We start from the raw sequence: 22,237 nt of genomic DNA on the forward strand, positions 1-22,237 counted from the left end.
AGGACCACAACCTGTGCTGCAGTATGAGCAGGCGCGGTAACTGTCACGATAATGCCGTGGCAGAAAGCTTCTTCCAACTGCTAAAACGCGAACGCATCCGTAAAAAAATCTATGCCACAAGGCAAGAAGCGCGCAGCGATGTCTTCAACTACATTGAAATGTTCTACAACCCGATTCGCAGGCATTCTTCTGCAGAAGGCCTATCTCCTGTAGAGTTCGAGAGACGCAATTCCATGAGGCTCAAAACTGTCTAGTAAATACTGGTCGATTCATTCTCAACTTCTCTGACAACTCACAGATGCACTGTGGTGGTGCGACGCATAAACTGAGAGATGGGGAGCTATATGTGAGAGGTGCGTCCCATCAATTGAGAAGCTGAGCGCATAAGTGGGAATGCGCTTTTGTGTGCCTTGCAGCTCCTTGTGGTGTTGGGGGTTGAAGCCCAAAAGGCGCACTGCTGTGTTAAAAATATTCGCCGGGCAGCCAGCCCGACTGTGGTTGTTGCCGCGCATTGCATCCTGCGGGGCTTCAATGCGGTTGCGTCGAGATTGCGCGCAGGCTCCTAGGGGAATCACCCCCATAAGCGCTTGCTTTGATGGAGGGTGCGCAGTCGTACCCAAAAGCGAAGAAAATCGGTCGCGGCTTATCAGACATAATCAGTTGTTCAATTGTGTCTATCCACTCCCGCATGCTCGACGACATTAAAAAAACACTCTGGGCCGCTGCCGACAAGCTGCGCGCCAACATGGACGCAGCCGAATACAAGCACCTGGTGCTCGGGCTCATCTTTATCAAATACATCTCTGACAGCTTTACTGGCTACAGCGCGCAGCTGGCCCAGCGCCTGCGTGACCCAGACGATGAACTGTTCTATGGCGATGCCAGCGATGAAGACATTGCAGGCGAGCTGGAAGACCGCGACTACTACCTTGCAGGCAACGTATTCTGGGTGCCTGAAGGGGCCCGCTGGGAAGACCTGCGTGCTGCCGCCAAGCAGCCCGACATTGGCAAACGCATTGACGATGCATTGGCACTGATAGAAACCGAAAATCCCAAGCTCAAAGGCATTTTGGACAAGCGCTACGCCCGTGCCCAATTGCCAGACGGCAAGCTGGGCGAGCTGGTGGATTTAATCTCCACCATTGGCTTTGGCGACACGCCAGACCAAGCGCGTGACGTGCTGGGGCAGGTGTATGAATACTTTTTGGGCCAGTTCGCCAGTGCCGAAGGCAAAAAGGGCGGCCAGTTCTACACGCCAGCCAGCATTGTCAAAACCCTGGTGGCCGTGCTGGCCCCGCACGAAGGCAAGGTATACGACCCCTGCTGCGGCTCGGGTGGCATGTTTGTACAGTCAGAAAAATTCATTGCCAGCCACGGCGGCAAGATTGGCGATGTGTCCATCTACGGGCAAGAATCCAACCCCACCACCTGGCGCTTGGCGGCCATGAACCTGGCCATTCGCGGCATTGACTTCAACCTGGGCAAAGAGCCGGGCGACAGCTTTGTGCGCAACCAGCACCCGGATCTGCGCGCCAACTACATCCTGGCCAACCCGCCCTTTAACATCAGCGACTGGTGGCACGGCAGCCTGGAGGGCGACCCGCGCTGGGTCTACGGCACGCCGCCGCAAGGCAACGCCAACTATGCCTGGCTGCAACACATGCTGCACCACCTGCACCCCACGGGCCGCGCCGGCATTGTGCTGGCCAATGGCTCTATGTCATCCAGCCAGAACAGCGAAGGCGAAATTCGTGCCGCTATGGTGCAGGCCGATGTGGTGGAAGTCATGGTGGCGCTGCCCGGCCAATTGTTCTTTAACACGCAAATTCCCGCCTGCCTGTGGTTCCTCACCAAGGCCAAACCCGCGCAGCGCAAGGGCCAGGTCCTGTTTATCGATGCCCGCAAACTGGGCAGCATGATTAGCCGCGTGCAGGCCGAACTCACCGATGAAGCCACTGACCGGATTGCCCACACCGTGGCCGCATGGCGCGGTGAAGCAGACGATGGCTCAGCCTACGAAGACATACCCGGCTTTTGCCGCAGCGTGCCGCTCGCTGAGATTGCACAGCACGGCTATGTGCTGACCCCAGGCCGCTATGTGGGCGCGGAAGCAGTGGAAGACGACGACGAAGCTTTTGCTGAGAAGATGCAGCGTTTAACCCTCCAACTGGGCGAGCAGATGAAGAAGGGCGCGGAGCTGGATGCGGTGATTCGGCAGAAGCTGGGGGGGCTGGGGTATGAGTTCTGAGTGGCTGCAGGGAAAACTTGGCGAATTTATTGAACTCAAGCGTGGTTATGACTTGCCGCAAGCAAAGCGTGAGCCAGGAGAAATACTGCTAGTTTCATCTTCTGGTATTACTGACAAACATAGTTCAGCAATGGTCAAAGGGCCTGGCGTTGTAACGGGTCGATATGGAACTTTGGGACAAGTTTTTTATATTCCCGAAGATTTCTGGCCATTAAATACAACTTTGTATGTGAAGGACTTCAAAGGCAACGACCCTAAATTTATTCACTACTTTCTAAAAACCATTGATTTCTTCGCTTTTTCAGATAAGGCGGCTGTGCCGGGGGTCAACAGAAATCATTTGCACGAAGCGCTGGTAAACGTTGCACCGTTGAAAGAGCAAATTGGAATCGCTAGGGTTCTCGGTGATTTGGACGACCGCATCACCCTCCTACGTGAAACCAATGCCACGCTGGAGGCCATGGCCCAAGCCTTGTTCAAGTCGTGGTTTGTGGACTTCGACCCCGTTCAGGCCAAACAACAAGGTTGCGCCCCCGAAGGCATGGACGCCGCAACCGCCGCGCTCTTTCCCGATAGCTTTGAGGAGTCGGAATTGGGGATGGTGCCGAAGGGGTGGAGGCTTGTGCCATTTGGTGAGTGCTTGTCGCACACTATCGGTGGCGATTGGGGAAATGATGCACCAGATGAGTCAAATGACACCCGTGTGGCCATTATTCGTGGAACAGATATTCCAGACCTTCATGCATGCAGTGAAAACAGAGTTCCTATTCGTTTTACGACTCAAAAGAAGCTGAAAAATAGAGAACTAAAAGCCGGTGATATTGTTATTGAGGTGTCCGGTGGAAGCAAAGACCAGCCGACTGGCCGTTCAATACTGATAACAGAAGAAATTCTTTCGAGATTTGACTGTCCTGTGGAGCCTGCTAGTTTTTGCAGGCTTTTCCGCCCCTCTCAGATTGACTTGTCGTACCTCTTGGCGCAGCAATTGATTTTTATCTATGCCCAAGGAAAGACATGGGAGTACCAAAATCAAAGCACCGGCATCGCAAATTTCCAAACCACCCATTTTCTCGACACTGAGCTAGTGGCAATCCCCACAGAAGATGTTTTGAAGAAATTTTGCGAAATTGTGGTGCCATTAGTTGCGCAGATGAATGGCTCCCGAATTAGGCAGCTTACAGAACTCCGTGACACCTTGCTCCCCCGCCTCATCTCCGGCCAATTACGCTTACCTGAAGCGCAAGCCTTGGTGGAGCCAGTGGTATAAACCATCAAGTTAACATTTTCTGCACTTCTTTTATGAGCATTTCCATGTGTTTTTTATTGGAAAGTTCTGATAATTGAGCGAAATGTGACCACTATCCACTATCAAATTCACCGTGCAAGAAAGCGTCTCCTTCCGTGAGCCAGCTGGCCTATGGAGAAGCAGAGCATACAGACAACAACATTGGCGACTGTGGGGCTGTCATCAAGCCTCCTACCCCAGCAAACCCGGAGAAAAATGCGATGACCTTAGCCCCATCGGCACCATTGAATCAAATTGTGTTTGGCCCGCCTGGTACCGGAAAAACCTACAGTACGGTTACTAAGGTCATACAAATTCTAGATCCGAAATTGTTAGCACAAGTGAAGGCAGATACTACTCTGAGTCAGGATGCGAAGCGAAAGCGGCTGAAGCTACGATTTGATGAGCTGCTTAATGATGAGAGGCGTGTTCGCTTCACTACCTTTCACCAGAGCTTTAGTTATGAAGATTTCGTAGAAGGAATAAGAGCCAATCTTTCTAGGGAGAATGAGGTGGATGAGGACGTATCAGCACTTGCCTACCGCATTGAGCCAGGAGTTTTCAAACAGCTTTGTGAGGATGCGCAGCGTGACCCATTAGCAGAGGCGAAAGCAGGCATTAGCCCAAATGCTAATGTCTGGAAAATGTCGATTGAAGAAGCTAGTAGTGACGGGCAAACGCGGCAATACTGCTTTGCGCATGACGAGGCCCGCATAGGTTGGTGCGATGTTGGCAATCTTGAGTCAGAACAGTTTGAGCATGACGAGAATCTCGGTGTAAAAGAAAAGAGCTCGCTACGTAACTTTGGCTTCCGAATTCAAGTCGGGGATATTGTGGTTTGCCTGAAGACCGTCAAAACGATTCAAGCTGTTGGGGTCGTGACTGGGCCCTACGTTTACGAAGAAACGGTACCGGTAGGCGTGCGCGAAGACTACGTCCACAAGCTGCAAGTGCATTGGCTGGCTACCGGACTTAATTTGGATATAACCTCAATCAACGGGGGCAAGCAGTTGACTCTGCAGACGGTGTATCGGCTGTGGAATATGTCATGGCCCAATCTGCAGAAGGCATTGACCGATGCGAACATCGAACTTCGAGGGCTCGATCTGAGAAAGCGTGATGAGCAGTTTCCCTATGTTTTGGTGATTGACGAAATCAACCGGGGCAATGTGTCGCGCATTTTTGGCGAGCTGATTACCTTGCTAGAACCCTCAAAGCGCGCAGGGGCTGCGGAAGCGCTGTCGGTGACGCTGCCGTATTCAAAAACGAAGTTTTCTGTGCCAAGCAATGTGTACATCATCGGCACGATGAATACGACAGACCGCTCATTGGCGGGACTGGATGTGGCACTGCGACGCCGTTTTGAGTTCGAAGAGCTAATGCCTGACCCCGATGCCTTGAAGGGCGTGGTGGTGAGTGAAGGCGGCCTCAGCGTGAATATTGCCGAATTGCTGCGCGTGATGAATGAGCGCATTGAGGCATTGCTGGACCGCGCGCACCAACTGGGCCACGCCTACTTCATGGAGCTGCGCGAAGATGCATCGCGGGCAAGACTGGCGCAGGTTTTTAAGAATCGGGTGATTCCACTGCTGCAGGAGTATTTCTTTGATGACTGGGAGCGCATCGCCTGGATACTGAACGACCACCGCAAGCCTGCCGGCCAACGTTTTGTGCAAAAGCATGGCAAGAGCTTGGATGTGTTGTTTGGCGAAAACCATGGCGTCCAGGCGGTTGATAAGCGGTGGTGCCTCAATCCCTTGGCGTTTGATGCATTGGCCAGCTTTGCAGGGGTGATTGACGCCGGTACGATGGGTTCGGCGATGGTGGCTAAGGCTCCTGAGCAAGATGCCAAAACTGCGGATATTGTCAATTGAAGACCAATCTTGTCACCGTTCGAGAATATGCCAGGCTGACGACAGCAGATTGCGCGCCGTCTTTGGATACGCATCACGTTTCGCCTTCTGCATTTGCTTGGCTGTGCGAGTTGCAAAGCCGGTTAAGCAAAGGCGGAGCGAGTCTGCTGGAGCTGCAGGGGCAGACTTGGCTACGGTTAGATAGCCTGGTCGGTGTGGTGCAGACACCGTGCGGCACAACCCTGGAGGTGTTACCCAAGACCTTCTCGGATGCAGACGATGTGCAAAGCAGTCGCAAGCTGTTGCGCAAGGTCGTGGCAGCGCTGTTGGACTTACCGGGCAAAGAGGCATCCACTGCCGCATTGGAGCACTTTGATGTGCCGCTTACCGAGTGGGTGATGACACAGTTTGTGCAGCATTTGCAGCAATTGGTACGACAGGGCTTGCGCTCTGACTATGTGCGACAGGAGGAAGAGCTGCCATTTTTACGTGGACAACTGAATACGACAGCACACATGCGTCAGTCTATAGGCAGGGCCCATTTGTTCCATGTGCGACACGATGTGTTTTCGCCCAACCAAGCCGCGAATCGTTTGTTGCGATTGGCGCTAGAGCGAGTACGCCAAGCGACTGCACGGCCAGACACCTGGCGTGTGGCCAACGAATTAAGCCACCGGTTGGGTGAAATTCCTCAAAGTATGAGTCAGGCGCAAGACTGGCGTGCCTGGGGCTCTGGACGCTTGATGGCTCGCTACCAGTCCATCAAGCCTTGGTGTGAGCTGGTGTTGGGTGAAGGCATGCCGTTGGCGCTTAAGGGGAAGGCACATGGCGTGAGTTTGCTATTTCCGATGGAAAAGCTGTTCGAAAACTATGTGACGCGTGCTTTGCGCAAGCAGATGGCGGACGGATTTACGTTGCATGTTCAGCCACGTCAGCACTCGTTAGCCTTACATAAAAGCCAGCCGATGTTTCAACTGAAGCCTGATTTGGTTGTGCGGGATGCAGAGGGCTGCGCTGTTGCTGTGCTGGACTGCAAATGGAAGCGAGTTGACCAAGCTTTAAGCAATAAAAAATACGATATAGAGCAAAGTGACATGTACCAGATGTTGGCCTATGGCTGTAGGTATCTGCTTGGAGCTGGAGAGATGTATCTGGTGTATCCACGTTGGCAGCGCTTTGAGTCGGCACTGCCTGAATTTGTTTTGCCTAGAGAGCTGAAGTTGCACGCTGCGCCATTTGATATGGACTCGGATGGTGGCGCGCTGTTGTTAGGGCTCTCGCCCACATTTCTACGAGCAACAAAATCGCCCATACACAATTAAGCAATTGACGGAGTATCGAGACAATGACCGAAGACCAATTAGAACAAGAAGTCATGACTTGGCTGGCCGAGGTCGGCTATGCGCCGCACAGCGGCCCAGAGATTGCGCATGACGGCAGTAACCCGCAGCGAGCGGACTACAAACAGGTCATCCTGCCGTTTCGTCTGCGTGAAGCGATTGCCCGGCTGAATCCGCATATTCCGACTGCAGCGCGTGAAGATGCCTTGCATCGGGTCATGGACCTGGCCATTCCTTCGCTGTTGTCGGCCAACCGCGCTTTCCATAAATTGCTCGTCAACGGCGTGCCAGTGCAGTACCAGCAGGACGGCGAAACCCGTGGCGACTTTGTCCGCTTGGTGGATTGGAAGGACGCATCACGCAACGAGTTTTGGGCGGTCAAGCAATTCACGATCAAAGGGCCGCACCATACACGCAGGCCGGACATCATCTTGTTCATCAACGGCTTGCCCTTGGTGTTGATGGAGCTGAAGAACCCAGCTGAGGAGTCGGCGGATCTTTGGAAGGCCTACGACCAGATTCAGACCTACAAGGCACAAATTCCGGACCTGTTCGAGTACAACGAGGTGTTGGTCATCTCGGACGGCAGCGAAGCGCGCATGGGCTCGCTCTCGGCCAATGCGGAGCGCTTCTTGCAGTGGCGCACCATCGACGGCGTGAATTTGGACCCGTTGGGGCAGTTCAACGAGCTGGAAACCCTGGTGCGCGGTGCATTGGCGCCGCAATACTTGCTGGACTATCTGCGCTTTTTTGTCCTCTTTGAAGAGGATGGCACTTTGGTCAAAAAAATTGCGAGCTACCACCAGTTTCACGCGGTGCGTGCGGCTGTAGAACATGTGGTCGCCGCATCCAGGCCGGACAGTGGCACTGCTCAGCGCGGCAAAGGGGGCGTGGTGTGGCACACGCAAGGCAGTGGCAAAAGCATCACCATGACTTGCTTTGCAGCGCGCGTCATGCAAGAGCCAGTGATGGAGAACCCGACCATTGTCGTCATCACGGACCGCAATGACCTGGATGGCCAGCTGTTTGGTGTTTTTAGTCTGGCGCAAGACCTGCTGCGTGAGCAGCCAGCACAAGCCACCACGCGGCAAGAGTTGCGGCAACTGCTGGCCAATCGCCCATCGGGCGGCATCGTGTTTGCCACTATCCAGAAGTTCATGCCGGGTGAGGACGAGGATATTTTTCCTGTGCTCTCTGAGCGCCGCAATATCGTAGTCATGGCCGATGAAGCGCACCGTACGCAGTACGGCTTTGAAGCCAAGCTCAAAACCACCAAGGCCAAACCAAAAAACAGCAGTGCAGCAGCTTATCTATTGACCGATGGCGATACGGCCAGCGCCACTGCCATGACCGCTGAATTGGTCCAGCCTGAATACACCACCAAATACCAGGCGGGCTATGCGCAGCACCTTCGCGATGCCTTGCCCAACGCCACGTTTGTCGCCTTTACGGGCACCCCCGTGAGCAGCACGGACCGTGACACCCGTGCGGTGTTCGGTGACTACATCCATGTCTATGACATGCAGCAGGCCAAGGAGGATGGTGCCACGGTCGCTATCTACTACGAAAGTCGCCTAGCCAAGCTGAAGCTTAAAACCGAAGACCTCTCGCTCATTGATGAAGAAGTTGATGAGCTGGCGGAGGACGAGGAAGAAGGCACCCAGGCCCAGCTCAAAAGCCAATGGGCGGCCCTTGAGAAAATTGTGGGGGCCACGCCGCGTGTCGCCAGTGTTGCGGCTGACCTGGTGCAGCACTTTGAAGAGCGCAACAAGACGCAGGATGGCAAGGCCATGGTTGTGGCCATGAGCCGCGATATCTGCGTGCACCTGTATGACGAAATCACCAAGTTACGCCCCGACTGGCATGACCCAGACCCAGAAAAGGGCGTCATCAAGATCGTGATGACGGGCAGTGCCAGTGACAAGGCACTGCTGCGCCCACATATCTACAGCGGTCAAGTTAAGAAACGGCTGGAGAAACGGTTCAAGGACGCCAAAGACCCGCTGCGCTTGGTGATCGTTCGCGATATGTGGTTGACCGGCTTTGATGCGCCTTGTGTGCACACCATGTATGTGGACAAACCCATGAAGGGCCACAACCTGATGCAGGCCATTGCCCGTGTCAACCGGGTGTTCAAAGACAAGCAAGGCGGCTTGGTGGTGGATTACATTGGCATCGGCAACGAGCTCAAGGCCGCCATGAAGGAGTACACCGCCAGCAAGGGGCGCGGCAAACCGACCGTGGATGCCCATGAGGCGCTGTCCGTGCTGCTCGAGAAGATGGATGTGCTGCGCGCCATGCTGCACGGCTATGACTATTCCGGTTTCCTGACGGGCGGCCATAAGACTTTGGCTGGTGCGGCCAACCATGTGCTGGGTATCGAATCCCAGGGCCAAGATAACAAGCGTGACGGCAAGCGCCGGTTTGCGGACGCAGCGCTGGCTATGAGCAAGGCGTTCTCGTTGTGCTGCACTTTGGACGAGGCCAAGGCCTTGCGTGAGGAAGTGGCATTCCTTCAAGCAGTCAAAGTCATTTTGACCAAGAAGGAAATCAGCGCCCAGAAGAAAACCGATGAGCAACGCGAAACGGCGATTCGCCAAATCATTAGTCAGGCGGTGGTGAGCGAAAGCGTCGTCGATATCTTCGACGCGGTGGGCCTCGACAAACCCAATATTGGTCTGCTCGACGACGAGTTTCTCGCGCAGGTCAAGAATCTGCCGGAGCGCAATCTGGCCGTGGAGCTGCTGGAGCGCCTGCTTGAAGGCGAAATCAAGTCCAAGTTCGCCAGCAACGTGGTGCAGCAGCGCAAGTTCTCTGACCTGCTGACCGGCGTCATCACCAGATACCAGAACCGCAGTATTGAAACGGCGCAAGTCATGGAAGAGCTGGTCGAGATGGCCAAGAAATTCAAGGCTGCTGCTGCCCGTGGTGAGACGCTGGGATTGACCAATGACGAAATACGGTTTTATGACGCGCTGGCCAACAACGAGTCGGCGGTGAAGGAACTGACCGATGAGACGTTGAAGAAGATTGCTCATGAGCTGACGGAAAACCTGCGCAAGAACATCACGGTGGATTGGAGCCAACGCGAGAGCGTGCGTGCCAGCCTGCGGTTGATGGTCAAGCGCATTCTGCGCAAGTACAAATACCCGCCAGACCTTGCCGATTCAGCCGTCGAGTTGGTGCTGCAGCAGGCCGAGGCATTGGGGGAGAGCTGGGGCGCATAGCCAGTCACGTCACTGCGGTTGTGACCTGACTGAACCCAGCAGCCTGCGTGATACCTGGGGTAATGCAGTGTTTGAGAAGGGCTGCATTCACGACCACCATGTGGCGGTGGCGAAGAATAGGGCGGCTCAACAAAGCAGATAGAAGGATGGCTGATGGTGGGTAGAGCCTAAGCGCAAGAGCTGCTGCGCGTGGCGATGACGAATCCGAAGGGGGGTCTTCGAGAAGGTCAATGGGAGGCCATTGACTACACCGCCAACCTACGCAGTCTGCGCAAAGACCGTCAACAGGTTCTTGAGGCACACATGGCGATTGCTAGCGGCCTTTGAATAAGTCTGCTCAGAAAAATGCCCTTTTGCCCCAATCATGCGCTGGCTATTACGCTGGTGAATGGTATTTGCACCATTGAGTGAATGGCGCATGTTTATTGCAAGGCCGTGCATAATGGATTGCAAGAATGCATGAATACTGCGCAGCTTCGCCCCTAGCATGGAGCTTTGCAAAAAAGCGGTAGACGCACGCTGTGGTGCGCCTGTGTGAGGTGGCCTTTGGGCGCTGCTGCTATCGCCACCATCGCGTGTTCGCACGCGCAACCGTCTCTCAACACCAAGCACAGCGCCATGAACTACGCACAAGCATTCGAAAACCAAGTCATCGTCATCACTGGGGCTAGCGGTAATTTGGGGCGTGCTGTTGCAGACGCTTTTGCACAAGCGGGCGCCCGCAGAGTTTTGGTGGGTTTGAGTCAGGCCCAGCTCGAAGCAACTTTTGGCCCTAGCGATCAAGGCCAATTATTGCTTGCAGCCGATCTGACGCAGAAATCAGCAGGCCAGGCCGTTGTCGCGCAAGCGCTGGCCCAGTTTGGCCGCATTGATGTGCTGTGCAATGTCGCTGGCGGCTTCAGAATGGGGCCCGCTGTGCATGAAACTCCCGATGATGATTGGGAGTTTTTGTTTGCTTTGAACCTGCGTAGCGTGCTGCACATGGTGCAAGCCGTTGTGCCCGGCATGCTGGCGCAAGGCGCAGGCAAAATTGTCAATGTGGGTGCGTTTGCTGCCGCGCGTGGAGTGGCCCATATGGGGGCTTACACGGCCTCCAAAAGTGCACTGGCCCGTGTCACGGAAGCCATGTCGGGCGAGCTGCGTGAGCAAGGCATTAATGTGAACTGCGTGCTGCCCACCATCATCGATACGCCAGAAAACCGCAGTGCGATGCCCGATGCCGACCCTGCCCGCTGGGTGGATCCCGCCGACCTGGCTGCCGCGATTGTGTTTCTTGCCTCGCCCCAGGCGCGGGCGATTCATGGGGCTTGTTTGCCGGTGACTGGTCTGAGCTGATCAAGCTGGCTGTATCCGTGCAATAACACCAGTCCCGTTCAATCACGCTGGCGGTGGCGTACTGCTGCGCATCAATACATGCTGTATTCGCAGTCTTTTTACCATAACGTGTTATTTAAATGGCGAAAACAGGCGTGAACAGCAAAATCGGTGTAGTATTAGCGCGTTGATATGTGAAAGAGCATCCGCTCATAGGTTTTAGTGTGTTGTCCCTGACTCGTTGGGGGTTCGTTCGATTTCCCTTGAAGATTTTTTTCGCGTCTCTTCGCCAGACGCGTTTTGCGTTTTGGCAATCTTGAAAGGAAGTCACAATGACTACACAAACCGGAACCGTTAAATGGTTCAACGATGCCAAAGGTTTTGGCTTTATCGCTCCTGACGATGGTGGCAAAGATTTGTTCGCCCACTTCCGCGAAATCCAAGGCGAAAACTTCAAAAGCTTGGCCGAAAACCAACGCGTTCAGTTCGAAGTGACGCAGGGCGCCAAAGGTCCACAGGCATCCAACATCCGTGATGCAAGCTGATGGTGATTGATCCGAGCAGGGCTTAGCGCCCTGTTTGGCGATCCTGGCCACAGGCCAACAAAAAAGCGCGATTGGGTTCGCGCTTTTTTTATCCAGCTTATGTGCCGCTTGCTGACTCCTTTTTGGCCTTTGTGACCTGCCGCTTAAGTGAGAGTGGGGATGGCAGGAGCAATGAAAACTATCTTTTTTGATTAAAAGATGTTATGCTATGCCGGCTTGTTTTAAGTTTGACCAGCAAGCAGCAGCAACAGCCTTATCCTGCGCTTTTTCGCCCCGTTCTGGGTTGTCTTTGGCCTCTTGCCACAGGCACACACATCAGCGTATTACATCCTCATTGCTTTATTGGCTTGAGCGATAACTGTTTTTGGCCGACATCATGCTCGGCGCGTGGCGAACCATCCTACAAAGCTCCCCCACCAACGCCAATGTGTATTGGCTAATAAGGATCGGCCTTGTCGCACTAGAGCTTCGTGCTCTTTTTATTATTTTGCAAAATTCACTCTCCCCAAATTATTCTTATATCTCTGGCCGGTACACCATTACCCCATCGGCCAAACCGCATCCTCATGCCATGGGCTTTTCAGCCAAGCTGTCGATTCGCAGCGGGCATGACACCTCCTCCCATGACCGTGTGTTTACGTTCGCGCCATGCTTTCGCTCTGAAGCTGCAGCGATGCGTTATGCACTTACACACGCCTCACACTGGTTGTCGACCAGTGGCTCATCCAACTAAGCGAGAAGAAATCGTATGGCAAAAGAAGAATTGATTGAAATGTCTGGCCAAATCATGGAAGTACTGCCAGATGCACGTTACCGAGTCACTTTGGATAACGGCCATGAATTGGTCGCCTATACAGGCGGCAAGATGCGCAAGTTCCGTATCCGCATTTTGGCTGGCGATAAGGTCACTCTGGAAATGTCTCCTTATGACTTGACTAAGGGCCGCATTACCTTCCGCCATCTTGAGCCACGTGCTGGTGGCGCACCAAGGCCTCCCCAGCGCCAAAACCGCCGCTAATCACTCGCAAGTTTTAGAACGTGTTTGCATTGCATGCAAACGCGTTCTTAGGCATTTCTGTCGCTTATCGCACCTCATCGGGGGTGGGCGAATCGATTCAACGCATACAAGGAAATATCCCATGCAACACAAACTCTACGTGGGCAACCTGCCTTATTCTTTTGGCAACCAAGACCTGGAAGAGCAATTCTCTGCCTTTGGCTCTGTGCAATCTGCCATCGTTTTGCAAGACCGTGAAACCGGTCGTTCCAAAGGTTTTGGCTTTGTCGAAATGGGCTCTGCCGCTGAAGCGCAAGCCGCTATCAGTGGTTTGCATGGCAAAGAAGTCAATGGCCGCGCATTGGTGGTCAACGAAGCCCGTCCGCAAGAGCCACGCTCCTCCGGCGGTGGTTTCGGTGGTCGCCGCTACTAAGCCACAATCCCAATGAGGCCGTGCTGAATGGCATCTGTTCAGTCTCTCGCGGCCATTTTCAATGGCACCCTGTGCCATTGATTGCCAGGGTTGAAAAAATGGGTTCTTGCAATGACAGGCCCATACAGGCTCTTAAACGAAAGCCTGAGCGGATTCAATACAGCTGCGCCCAAACGAAGGCCCATTGGCTATTTTGCTTGCGTGCGAATTGATGCTGCTGACAGCAATTTGGACCATGCTGTGTCAGACCGATGCTCCAATCTCTGGAGGCAATGGCAGGTTATAACAATCCTCAACATGCGTGGATGGCCGTTTTTTGAGCCTAGTACGATTGTTGGAAGCCTGAGCAGGTTGTAAGACCGATAGAATTTGAGCGCGACTTTCGCAAGCACTCAAGGGCCATTATGTCTCAGCTGACCGTTACTCTCAAAGACTTCCCCGATATCGACGACCGTAACAAGGAGCTGGCGGAGCGCAAGTTCATGCAGTCACTTGAAAAAAGCTTCCCCAGTGCAGAGGCCTTGTTGGCTGCTTTCAAAATATTCCAGGATGCTAGTGAGGGCGGTGATGCCAACTTGACCGGGCCAGAGCTGCAGCAAGCCCAGCAGTTTTACAAAGCATTTGATAAAGCCCGTCAAGCAGGTTTTCAGCATCTAGGTGGCGGAGAAGAAGCGTATTTCGACGTGCGCTTAGCGTGATGTGCTGGTAGCTTCAATGTGCGAGCTGCCATCTTGAATCAATTCACTGCATTGGGCTGCCCAGAGACTGTTGCGGTGGGGTAGCTGCGTCTGGGGTTTGGAGTGGCTCGGTCTACGCTTTATTTATGCAACAAAGCCGATACGCGGGGCGTGGCCGAGATGAATTCGCTGTTTGAGGTTTATTGAGCGACTTTCAACTTCTGGGTATCCTCAATGCCTTCAATATCCTCAAGCTCAAATTCATCATCATCGGTTTTCTCTGGCTCAGGAGTGAATGGGGGCACGAGGTATTTCTGACCGAATTTCTCGCAGTAATCAATAGCTGCTTTGGCTTGTGAGTGTTTGAGTGCGGTGGAACTTATCATAACTGCGTCCTCATCGACTGAATTCTTTAGATCGGAGGCAGGGGAGAAAAACAGAGTGAGGGATTGCTCACGAGATAGCTCGCCTTCAGAGCCTCTCCACCAATAAAGTCGATCTTTATTTTCCCAAATAACCATAGTTAGTGGTTTGCCGTCTGAGAATATAAAACCAGATGCGCAGAAGCTGTTATTAAGCTCAGATGCCTTGCTGTTGGAAATTAAATTTTTTAGTTCGAGATTGATCAGATCAAACCGTTCATGCTCGATAGGACTAAAGCGCTGGACAGGAATGTCTGAAAATATGGGCGGATAGGAAATTTTTTCTGCCCAGGCATGACTAGCCAAAGCTATTACAAGAATCCCTTTTGCAACGAAATGCCATTTCATTTTGAATTTCCCAATTTACGGTTTTGCAGGGTTTTGTGGATTTTTAAGATAGCTATTGCTTAATGAGAAAAAAAACTGTCCAGCTAAAGCTAGTCTTTGTGTTGCATAAGCTGATGGGGGATCGGAACGCGCAGTTCGCCAGAAGATTAAAGAGGATTCTGTGATAGTTGATGATTGAGTAGGCCGTGAAGCAATCTCAATCGCTTTTTCTACATGCGCTCTTGTCTTATCAAAGAAGCCGTGAGTGCCGTCATTTGCTATCTCAAAAATTTTCGTAATAACATCGAGCTGTTTTTCGTCTGGTGCACTCCTTGCACCATCAAAGCCTGCAAACTGTGGGAGGCGTGCTCGCCCACAAGTATTGGCTTGTACAACGCCGCGCATGTCGTTAGTTGTAGGGTTACATGCAACATAGCTGCGTAATAATTCAGAGGAATTTGCAGCGGAAAGTCGGTTGTCTAGAACTTCTCGCATTAGCTCCATAGCTCGAAAGACATCAGTCCCATCCCCGTAATCGAGTGAGTTGGGCGTGATGCTCTCAGCCAAAAGTAACTGAGCAACGATACCAACCTCACTTCCAAAGTTGGGTAAAACTATTTTCGGCAGAATATTAATCCTAAAAGACGCCCCCACGCTGTTGTTGTCCGGCGAGTGCGCACTGATGGTGATTAATTTGGCTGTGCCAGAATCACTTACATCCAACGTAATGATCTGCTCTCGTTGTTTGTCGTTGGGTCTTTGTTGAATCTTGATGAGAGGACTTGAGCTTCTAACCTGATAGTGGGATGCTTTTCCACCCTTGACCACACCATCTAGCTTGAGGCGTAGCGTGTTGCCTTGCACTAAATCTATTGTTCCCGTTACTTCCCTGCCATTGGATCGTCGAAAGCTGGACATTTCTTTCCCTCGTGTGTTTTTGCCTTGGATTGCAGATCGCAAACTGGCTTGAAAACATAGTAAGGGAGTGGGCGCACGTTGTGCCGTGCTTTGGCATTTGTTGACACTGATGTAATTTGGGGAGTGCTTTGATAGCCGTTTTGAGTCGTTCCCGCGAAAGATTTGACTTCCTGCGAGCACTGTGCCGGGTTGTTGTGGACAAGAAAAAGCCTCTTCACAGTCAATTTTGAAGAGGCAGAGGGCTTGGAGTTTTGAATTTTGTCCCGCTCCTGCCCAGAAATGGAATTTCAGCAGCGCAAGCCATTGAATAAAAACGGTAATTTTGGTATCCCGAACAGGAATCGAACCTGTATCTCAACCTTAGGAGGGTCGCGTTCTATCCATTGAACTACCAGGACACTGGGCGCGGTAAACGTGCCCGAATGTAGACGATGGAGGCGCTCCAAGCCAAGAGGCGCTCCCATCCACAGTTGCGATTGTAGCGGCTTCGCGCGATCTTTGGCAGCAATTGCGCGCAGTTGGTATGGCCCGCATGGGGCCATACCGGTTTGACTGCACAGCGGCTATCCCAAGCAGGCTGCGCGCGCAGTATGGTGACTTTTAGCCCAGCAAACGTTGGCGTGCCGCTTGGTATTGCGCTTCGAGTTGGTCGACGAAGCCTGCGGCGGACTGTACTTTGTGGATCGCACCAATGCCTTGGCCGCAGCCCCAAATATCGCGCCAGGCTTTGCTTTTGCTCGAGGAGCCTGAACCGAAATTCATATCGCTGTGCTTGCCATCTGGCAGGTTGTCGGGGTCCATGCCCGCAGCGCGAATGCTTGGGGCCAGGTAGTTGCCGTGTACGCCAGTGAACAGGCTCGAATACACAATGTCGTCTGAGTTGTAGTCCACCAAGGCTTGTTTGTATTCAGGCGAGGCCTGGGCTTCGTCGGTGGCAATAAAGGCCGAGCCGATGTAGGCGAAGTCGGCGCCCATCGCTTGGGCGGCCAGTACCGCATCACCAGTGGCAATTGCGCCTGACAGGGCCAATGGGCCATCAAACCAGGCTCGGATTTCCTGGATCAGCGCGAACGGGCTTTTCACGCCAGCGTGGCCGCCTGCGCCAGCCGCCACCGCAATCAGGCCATCGGCACCTTTTTCAATCGCTTTTTTGGCAAACTTGTCATTGATGACGTCGTGAAACACCACGCCACCATAGCTGTGCGCTGCTTCGTTGATTTCAGGCCGTGCGCCCAGCGAGGTGATGATGATTGGCACCTTGTATTTGACGCACAAGGCCATGTCGTGCTCCAGGCGGTCATTGCTTTTGTGCACGATCTGGTTGATGGCGAAGGGTGCTGCTGGTTTGTTCGGGTGGTTGGCGTTGTACTCGGCCAGGCCTTCGGTGATTTCTTTAAGCCATTCTTCAAACATTTCGGCCGGTCTGGCATTCAATGAGGGCATGGAGCCGACGATGCCCGCTTTGCATTGCGCCAAAACCAGTTTGGGATTGCTGATGATGAACAGTGGCGAGCCAATCACAGGCAGGCGAAGGTTGTGCAAAGCGGCTGGGATGCGGGGCATGCGGGTGTCTCCTTGTTGGGTGCGCACGAATTGCTGGTTGCGCACATGCATATAAAAATGGCGTAGCGTGTCCAATGCTACCAATGTAGCGGTGCTGGCTATTGCACGCAATTGCAGTCGGGCCGTTGGCTGTTCTTTGCGTGACAGCGCCTGCGCATGGAAAGCTATGCACAGCTCCTTGCTGTGGGCTGAGCCTGGCCTCAGGCGATAGGCTGTGCAAGTCTTTTTTTGCCTATAGCGGTGGCTATGGCCTTCCAAAGACGCCTGGCGGCTTACCCTGGTATCGCCGGCTTTCCAACAACGTTGGCAGGGCTTTCCTGGATAGACGTGAAAAAGGCCGCCGCCTCCAGAACCTCTGATTCAAGCAGGTTCTTTGTGGCCGCGGCCTGACACCGACATGTAAGCTCGCTGAGCTTACATGTCGGTGTAGTTGGGCCCGCCGCCGCCTTCTGGTGCGACCCAGACGATGTTTTGCGTCGGGTCTTTGATGTCGCAGGTTTTGCAATGCACGCAGTTTTGCGCGTTGATTTGCAGGCGTTTGCCATCCTCGCCTGCGGCGTCGTCAACGAACTCATACACACCGGCAGGGCAGTAGCGCGACTCAGGGCCGGCAAACTTGCGCCAGTTGATCTCGACTGGCACGCTGGCGTTTTTGAGCGTCAAGTGTGCAGGCTGGTTTTCGCCGTGGTTGGTGTTGCTGATGAATACGCTGGAGAGGCGGTCAAACGTGATCTTGCCATCCGGTTTCGGGTAGTCGATTTTGGCGCATTCAGCCGCGGGCTTCAGGAACGTGTAGTCAGGTGCTGGATTTTTGAGTGTCCATGGCGGCGTTTTGACGCCGATTTTGGGCAGCAGCCAGTGCTCGATACCGGTCATCAACATGCCAACGGTGCGGCCTTTTTTGAACCAGGGCTTGAAGTTGCTGGCTGCTTTGAGCTCCTGGTGCAGCCAGCTTTTCTCAAAGGCTTCAGGGTAGGCTGTGAGTTCATCGCGCTGGCGGCCTGCTGCGACAGCCTCAAACAAGGCGTCGGCCACCAGCATGCCACTTTTGATCGCTGCGTGACTGCCTTTGATGCGGCTGGCGTTCAGATAGCCGGCGTTGCAGCCAATCAAGGCGCCGCCTGGGAAGATGGTTTTAGGCAGGCTGGGGATGCCGCCGTTGTTGATCGCGCGCGCGCCATAGCCCAGGCGCTTGCCGCCCTCAATGTGCTGCAAGATGGATGGGTGCTTTTTCCAGCGCTGCATCTCTTCAAACGGGCTCAGCCATGGGTTTTTGTAGTCCAAGCCGATCACAAAGCCCAGCGTGACTTTGTTGTCTTCCATGTGGTAGAGAAAGCCACCCCCAAAAGTGTCCTTGTCCATTGGCCAGCCGGCAGTGTGCACGACCAGACCGGGCTTGGCTTTGTCAGCCGGGATCTCCCACAGCTCTTTGATGCCAATGCCAAAGCTTTGCGGCGCTTTGCCGTCTTGCAAGTTGTAGCGTGCCAGCAGCTGGCGGCCCAGTTGGCCGCGTGCGCCTTCGGCAAAAACCGTGTACTTGGCATGCAGCTCCATGCCCAGCTGGAATTCGCCGGTGGGCTCGCCATCTTTGCCAATGCCCATATTGCCAGTTGCAATCCCTTTGACTGCACCTTGCTCGTCATACAGCACTTCGGTGGCAGCAAAGCCAGGGAAAATCTCCACGCCCAATGCTTCGGCTTGCGCGCCCAGCCAGCGCACCACGTTACCTAGGCTGATGACGTAATTGCCTTCGTTGTGGAAATTATTAGGCACCAAGGCCGCAGGGGTTTTTGTTGCGCCGGTTTCGCTCAGCAGCAGCACTTCATCGGCACTGACAGCCTGGTTCAGGGGCGCGCCTTTTTCTTTCCAGTCAGGGATCAGCTCAGACAGCGCAATTGGGTCCATCACTGCACCAGACAGAATGTGCGCGCCAGGCTCAGAGCCTTTTTCCAGCACGACCACATTGATTTCTTGTTCTTTTTCTGCGGCCAATTGCTTGAGGCGGATGGCTGTGGACAGGCCAGCGGGTCCGCCGCCAACGATCACCACGTCGTATTCCATGGATTCACGTGGGCCGTATTGGGCGAGGATCTCTTCGTTTGTCATATCTCAATTCCTGTGGGGCGCGCCAGTTGGAGCTTTGTATTGCGGGTCACACTCGTTCTTGGGGGTGCCTGTTTTCGTATCGTGCACGAAAACCGGATGTCTCTTGTCTATTGCGCGACGCTGTGTCGTTTGTGCGACTCACTGGGCGGTTTGAAAAGTGACAATGCACTGCACCGTACTGCAATGGCCAGGTGAAACGCTGCGTGTGCAAGGGCGCTGGGGTATGCGCGTTGCCTATCCAGCGATCGCCAATTGGGCGAGCTGCACACCACGACAAGCGGTTTTCACAGTCCAGTTCAAGGGACAACTGGCCGATGCGAACAAAGGGCCTAATGATACAAGGGATACAAGGAACCACCATGGCTTACACCATAGATTTGATAGGAAAAACCGCATTTGTTACCGGCGCCTCCAGCGGTTTGGGCCGACAGTTTGCAAAGACTTTGGCTGCTGCTGGTGCCAAAGTGGTGTTGGCGAGTCGTCGGCGCGATAGCTTGCAAGAGGCTGCAGACGCGATTGTGCAAGCCGGTGGCGAGGCCTTTGTAGTTGAACTGGATGTGACCAGCCTCAGCTCGATTGAGGCGGCGGTGGCAGAGGCAGAGCAGCTGGCTGGCCCAATCGATATCCTGGTCAATAATTCGGGCGTTAGCACGACCCAGAAGCTGCAAGACGTGCGCGAAGAGGACTGGGATTTTGTGCTGAACACCAACCTCAAAGGTGCTTTCTTTGTCGCCCAAGCCGTGGCCAAACGCATGATTGCACGCTCGCAAGCCAGTGGTCAGCCGTTAGAAGGCGCGCGCATTATCAATATTGCTTCTATGGCGGGTTTGAAGGTCTTGCCTTTGATTGGTATTTATGCCGTCAGCAAAGCCGGTGTTGTGCAAATGAGCAAGGCGATGGCGATGGAGTGGGGCCGTTATGGCATCAATACCAACGCGCTCTGCCCAGGTTACATCGAGACTGAAATCAACCGCGCGCATTTTGCGACAGATGCAGGCCGCAAACTGATTGACAAGCTGCCGCGCAAAAAAGTCGGCCAGCCAGAGGATTTGGACGCGAGTTTGGTACTGCTGGCCAGTGGACAGAGCCATTTCATCAATGGCGCCACAATTGCTGCCGATGATGGCTTTGCGCTGTAGTGTGGTCGCCACTCACATTGACGCGATTGCTGCAATCGTGGGTGCAAGATCTGCGCAATGTTTCCATAGCAACAATAAAAAAAGTCTGAACTTTTTTTAACCTCTGTTGTCACGTAAATTGTGGCTATAAGTGGTGTGTCCAATGCCACTTTATGATACGGTACGCACATGCCGCGCTATAAATAATCGTGGCTGTTTTTAAAAATAATCATTTATCAAAGAGGTGTGCTATGGGAATTTTTTCTGGAAAAACTCAACCCCGCGATGACCTTGAGAAATTAGTGGGTGAGCTGCGCGATATCATCTCCAGCCGTGATCTGGATGATGTGCCTCAGATTCGCCAAATTCGTCAGCGCTTTGACGAGGGTTACAGCAATGTTCGAGAAGCTGCTGTGCATGCTGCACATGAAGCAGCATCCCGGGCTAAGGATCACGCGGAAACTGCCAACCGTTATGCGCATGACGAGCCTTGGCACGTGGCCGGTGCCGCGGTCGCAATCGGTGCCGTGATTGGCTTTTTGTTGGCCCGTCGTTAAGCTTGCAACACGCATTCAAACGTCAGGCCATTGGCCTTGATTAAATTATTCATGTAAGCTGAAAGCCAGCTAAGCCAAGCCCCTCAACGGGGAGATTGGTTTAGCTGGCTTTTCTATTGGGAGGAAGCATTGTGGCGATTCAGTGGCAAAACTGGTTGGGTCTTGACCGTATGCGTGAGTCCGCACGCTATTGGTTGGAAGAGAGCTCTATTGCGCTTGATGACCGCATTGAGCTGGCCAAGCTTGAAGGGCAAAAACAAATCACTGCGATAGTCGGCCTCGTCATTGCAGGCGCGCTGCTGCTGATGCTGCTGTTTGGTGCCTTGATTGTGGGCTCTTTCATGGTATTGCTCAGTTGGTGGCAAACCCCACAGTGGGGGGTGGCATTGGCTTGGATTGCCGGCGCCTGGCTGATCACCTTGGTGGTTGCGGCGATTGTGTTGTGGCGCATGGTGCGCAGACTGGCGCAACCCTTTGTCTTGACCAGACAAGTGCTGGCCCAGGATTTGCGAGATCTCAAGGAGCGTTTATGACAGACAAAACCTTCTCAGATTCCAGCGCACTAGAAGACAAGCTCGAGCGCATTACCGCTTTGCAACAAGCGATTGAGCAGGCCTCGCGCGAAGTACACGCAGCGCAGATATTGCAACCTGAAGAGCAGCGGGTGATGCTGCGCATCATGGCGCAGCGCCGCAGGTTGCACCAACGAACAGCGCAGCCGGCTTTGGAGCGGGCCAGACGTGCCACAGCCCAGGCCAGCAACGGCGGCAGTGGCAATGGCAATGCCTCCAGTGCTTGGGGTGAGGCTAGCGCAAGCGCAAGCGCAGTGCCGCGCTCTCTGTTTGGTGACGCTGGTGCTTTGATGCAGGCGGTGCCCTGGGTGGCGGATGCGAAAGATTTTGCCATGCGCAGACCGGTGTCGGTCGGCTTGGCCTTGGGTGCCACGCTGGTGATTATTGGCCCCAAACGTCTATTCCGTTCGGTGCTGTGGTGGACACCATTTGTCTGGCGCAGTATGCGCGTGGCCCAACGTGTGAATACGACGCTGCGCAAGCGCTATTAGTGACTCCGTCGTAAGATGTGCCTATGGCAACAGGCGTAGACCACGACCGAGAGGCTGTTCATGAACGCTATGCAGTCGTGCATGGCGTTCGTAGTTGCTCAACCGTCTATATACGCCAAATGGGCAGTGCAGCAATGCGCTTTTGTGTACCTTACAACCTGCATTGGGTGTTTGGGGTTGAAGCCCAAAAGGCACGCAGCTTTGTTCAAAATGCCCGTCGGGCGGCTTGTTCAACTGCGTCCCT

General features: G+C 53.8%; 19 protein-coding genes and 1 tRNA gene. 15 read left to right on the forward strand and 5 right to left on the reverse strand.

The genetic code is table 11. The features are described from left to right. The 11 genes from E8K88_RS06605 to E8K88_RS06655 all read left to right on the forward strand — a co-directional run. The coding region (locus tag E8K88_RS06605) for an IS3 family transposase (protein WP_168797265.1) at nt 1–254 on the forward strand (254 nt) is incomplete at its 5' end. A 434-nt stretch (nt 255–688) separates the two neighbouring features. Further along, nucleotides 689–2,248 carry a class I SAM-dependent DNA methyltransferase gene (locus E8K88_RS06610; RefSeq protein WP_136406008.1) on the forward strand — a complete coding sequence of 520 codons (1,560 nt, stop codon included), beginning with the start codon at nt 689–691 and terminating at the stop codon, nt 2,246–2,248. Next, nucleotides 2,238–3,515, forward strand: a complete 1,278-nt coding sequence (locus tag E8K88_RS06615) for a restriction endonuclease subunit S (protein ID WP_136405874.1) — start codon at nt 2,238–2,240, stop codon at nt 3,513–3,515. The genes E8K88_RS06610 and E8K88_RS06615 overlap by 11 nt, the downstream gene beginning before the upstream one ends. Nucleotides 3,516–3,649: 134 nt before the next feature. Further along, the gene (locus E8K88_RS06620) at nt 3,650–5,407 is read left to right on the forward strand and encodes an AAA family ATPase (RefSeq protein WP_240754373.1); all 1,758 of its coding nucleotides are present in this window, start codon (nt 3,650–3,652) and stop codon (nt 5,405–5,407) included. Next, nucleotides 5,404–6,708 (forward strand): McrC family protein, encoded by a 1,305-nt coding sequence (locus E8K88_RS06625; RefSeq protein WP_136405875.1) that lies wholly within the window; start codon nt 5,404–5,406, stop codon nt 6,706–6,708. The genes E8K88_RS06620 and E8K88_RS06625 overlap by 4 nt, the downstream gene beginning before the upstream one ends. 23 nt (nt 6,709–6,731) lie before the next feature. Beyond that, nucleotides 6,732–9,953 carry a type I restriction endonuclease subunit R gene (locus E8K88_RS06630; protein ID WP_136405876.1) on the forward strand — a complete coding sequence of 1,074 codons (3,222 nt, stop codon included), beginning with the start codon at nt 6,732–6,734 and terminating at the stop codon, nt 9,951–9,953. Between the two features lie 618 nt (nt 9,954–10,571). Further along, a complete protein-coding gene (locus tag E8K88_RS06635; RefSeq protein ID WP_136405877.1) occupies nt 10,572–11,288 on the forward strand; it encodes an SDR family NAD(P)-dependent oxidoreductase in 717 nt (238 codons plus the stop codon). Between the two features lie 311 nt (nt 11,289–11,599). Continuing rightward, the gene (gene cspE, locus E8K88_RS06640) at nt 11,600–11,812 is read left to right on the forward strand and encodes a transcription antiterminator/RNA stability regulator CspE (protein WP_136405878.1); all 213 of its coding nucleotides are present in this window, start codon (nt 11,600–11,602) and stop codon (nt 11,810–11,812) included. Between the two features lie 748 nt (nt 11,813–12,560). Continuing rightward, nucleotides 12,561–12,830 carry a translation initiation factor IF-1 gene (infA, locus tag E8K88_RS06645; protein ID WP_136405879.1) on the forward strand — a complete coding sequence of 90 codons (270 nt, stop codon included), beginning with the start codon at nt 12,561–12,563 and terminating at the stop codon, nt 12,828–12,830. A 121-nt stretch (nt 12,831–12,951) separates the two neighbouring features. Further along, nucleotides 12,952–13,242: an RNA recognition motif domain-containing protein gene (locus E8K88_RS06650; RefSeq protein WP_136405880.1), complete on the forward strand. Its 291-nt coding sequence runs from the start codon at nt 12,952–12,954 to the stop codon at nt 13,240–13,242. A 404-nt stretch (nt 13,243–13,646) separates the two neighbouring features. After that, nucleotides 13,647–13,940, forward strand: coding sequence for a hypothetical protein (locus E8K88_RS06655; protein ID WP_136405881.1), 294 nt, complete (start codon nt 13,647–13,649; stop codon nt 13,938–13,940). 179 nt (nt 13,941–14,119) lie between these two features. Here the strand turns inward: E8K88_RS06655 and E8K88_RS06660 are convergent, their stop codons facing one another. From E8K88_RS06660 to E8K88_RS06680, 5 genes are all read right to left on the reverse strand, one after another. Continuing rightward, a complete protein-coding gene (locus E8K88_RS06660) occupies nt 14,120–14,689 on the reverse strand; it encodes a hypothetical protein (protein WP_136405882.1) in 570 nt (189 codons plus the stop codon). A gap of 15 nt (nt 14,690–14,704) precedes the next feature. After that, on the reverse strand, nt 14,705–15,586 hold the full coding sequence (locus E8K88_RS06665; protein WP_136405883.1) for a hypothetical protein: 882 nt from the start codon (nt 15,584–15,586) through the stop codon (nt 14,705–14,707). A 323-nt stretch (nt 15,587–15,909) separates the two neighbouring features. Next, a tRNA-Arg gene (locus E8K88_RS06670) sits at nt 15,910–15,984 on the reverse strand. A gap of 202 nt (nt 15,985–16,186) precedes the next feature. After that, nucleotides 16,187–17,149, reverse strand: a complete 963-nt coding sequence (locus E8K88_RS06675; protein ID WP_136405884.1) for an NAD(P)H-dependent flavin oxidoreductase — start codon at nt 17,147–17,149, stop codon at nt 16,187–16,189. 414 nt (nt 17,150–17,563) lie between these two features. Continuing rightward, nucleotides 17,564–19,255 (reverse strand): electron transfer flavoprotein-ubiquinone oxidoreductase, encoded by a 1,692-nt coding sequence (locus E8K88_RS06680; protein ID WP_136405885.1) that lies wholly within the window; start codon nt 19,253–19,255, stop codon nt 17,564–17,566. A gap of 359 nt (nt 19,256–19,614) precedes the next feature. On the opposite strand from E8K88_RS06680, the gene E8K88_RS06685 reads away from it, so the two are divergent. The 4 genes from E8K88_RS06685 to E8K88_RS06700 all read left to right on the forward strand — a co-directional run bounded on the left by E8K88_RS06685 (nt 19,615) and on the right by E8K88_RS06700 (nt 21,993). Then, on the forward strand, nt 19,615–20,394 hold the full coding sequence (locus E8K88_RS06685; RefSeq protein WP_240754374.1) for an SDR family oxidoreductase: 780 nt from the start codon (nt 19,615–19,617) through the stop codon (nt 20,392–20,394). Nucleotides 20,395–20,624: 230 nt separating this feature from the next. Then, nucleotides 20,625–20,930, forward strand: a complete 306-nt coding sequence (locus E8K88_RS06690; RefSeq protein ID WP_136405887.1) for a glycine zipper domain-containing protein — start codon at nt 20,625–20,627, stop codon at nt 20,928–20,930. 116 nt (nt 20,931–21,046) lie between these two features. Then, entirely contained in the window at nt 21,047–21,463 is a 417-nt protein-coding gene (locus tag E8K88_RS06695) for a phage holin family protein (RefSeq protein ID WP_136405888.1), read from the forward strand. Beyond that, complete coding sequence (locus E8K88_RS06700) at nt 21,460–21,993, forward strand: hypothetical protein (RefSeq protein ID WP_136405889.1); 534 nt, start codon at nt 21,460–21,462, stop codon at nt 21,991–21,993. The genes E8K88_RS06695 and E8K88_RS06700 overlap by 4 nt, the downstream gene beginning before the upstream one ends. Nucleotides 21,994–22,237: the final 244 nt, after the last annotated feature.

This window comes from Lampropedia aestuarii (assembly GCF_004803635.1).
In the GTDB taxonomy this organism is placed as follows: Bacteria; Pseudomonadota; Gammaproteobacteria; order Burkholderiales; family Burkholderiaceae_C; genus Lampropedia; species Lampropedia aestuarii.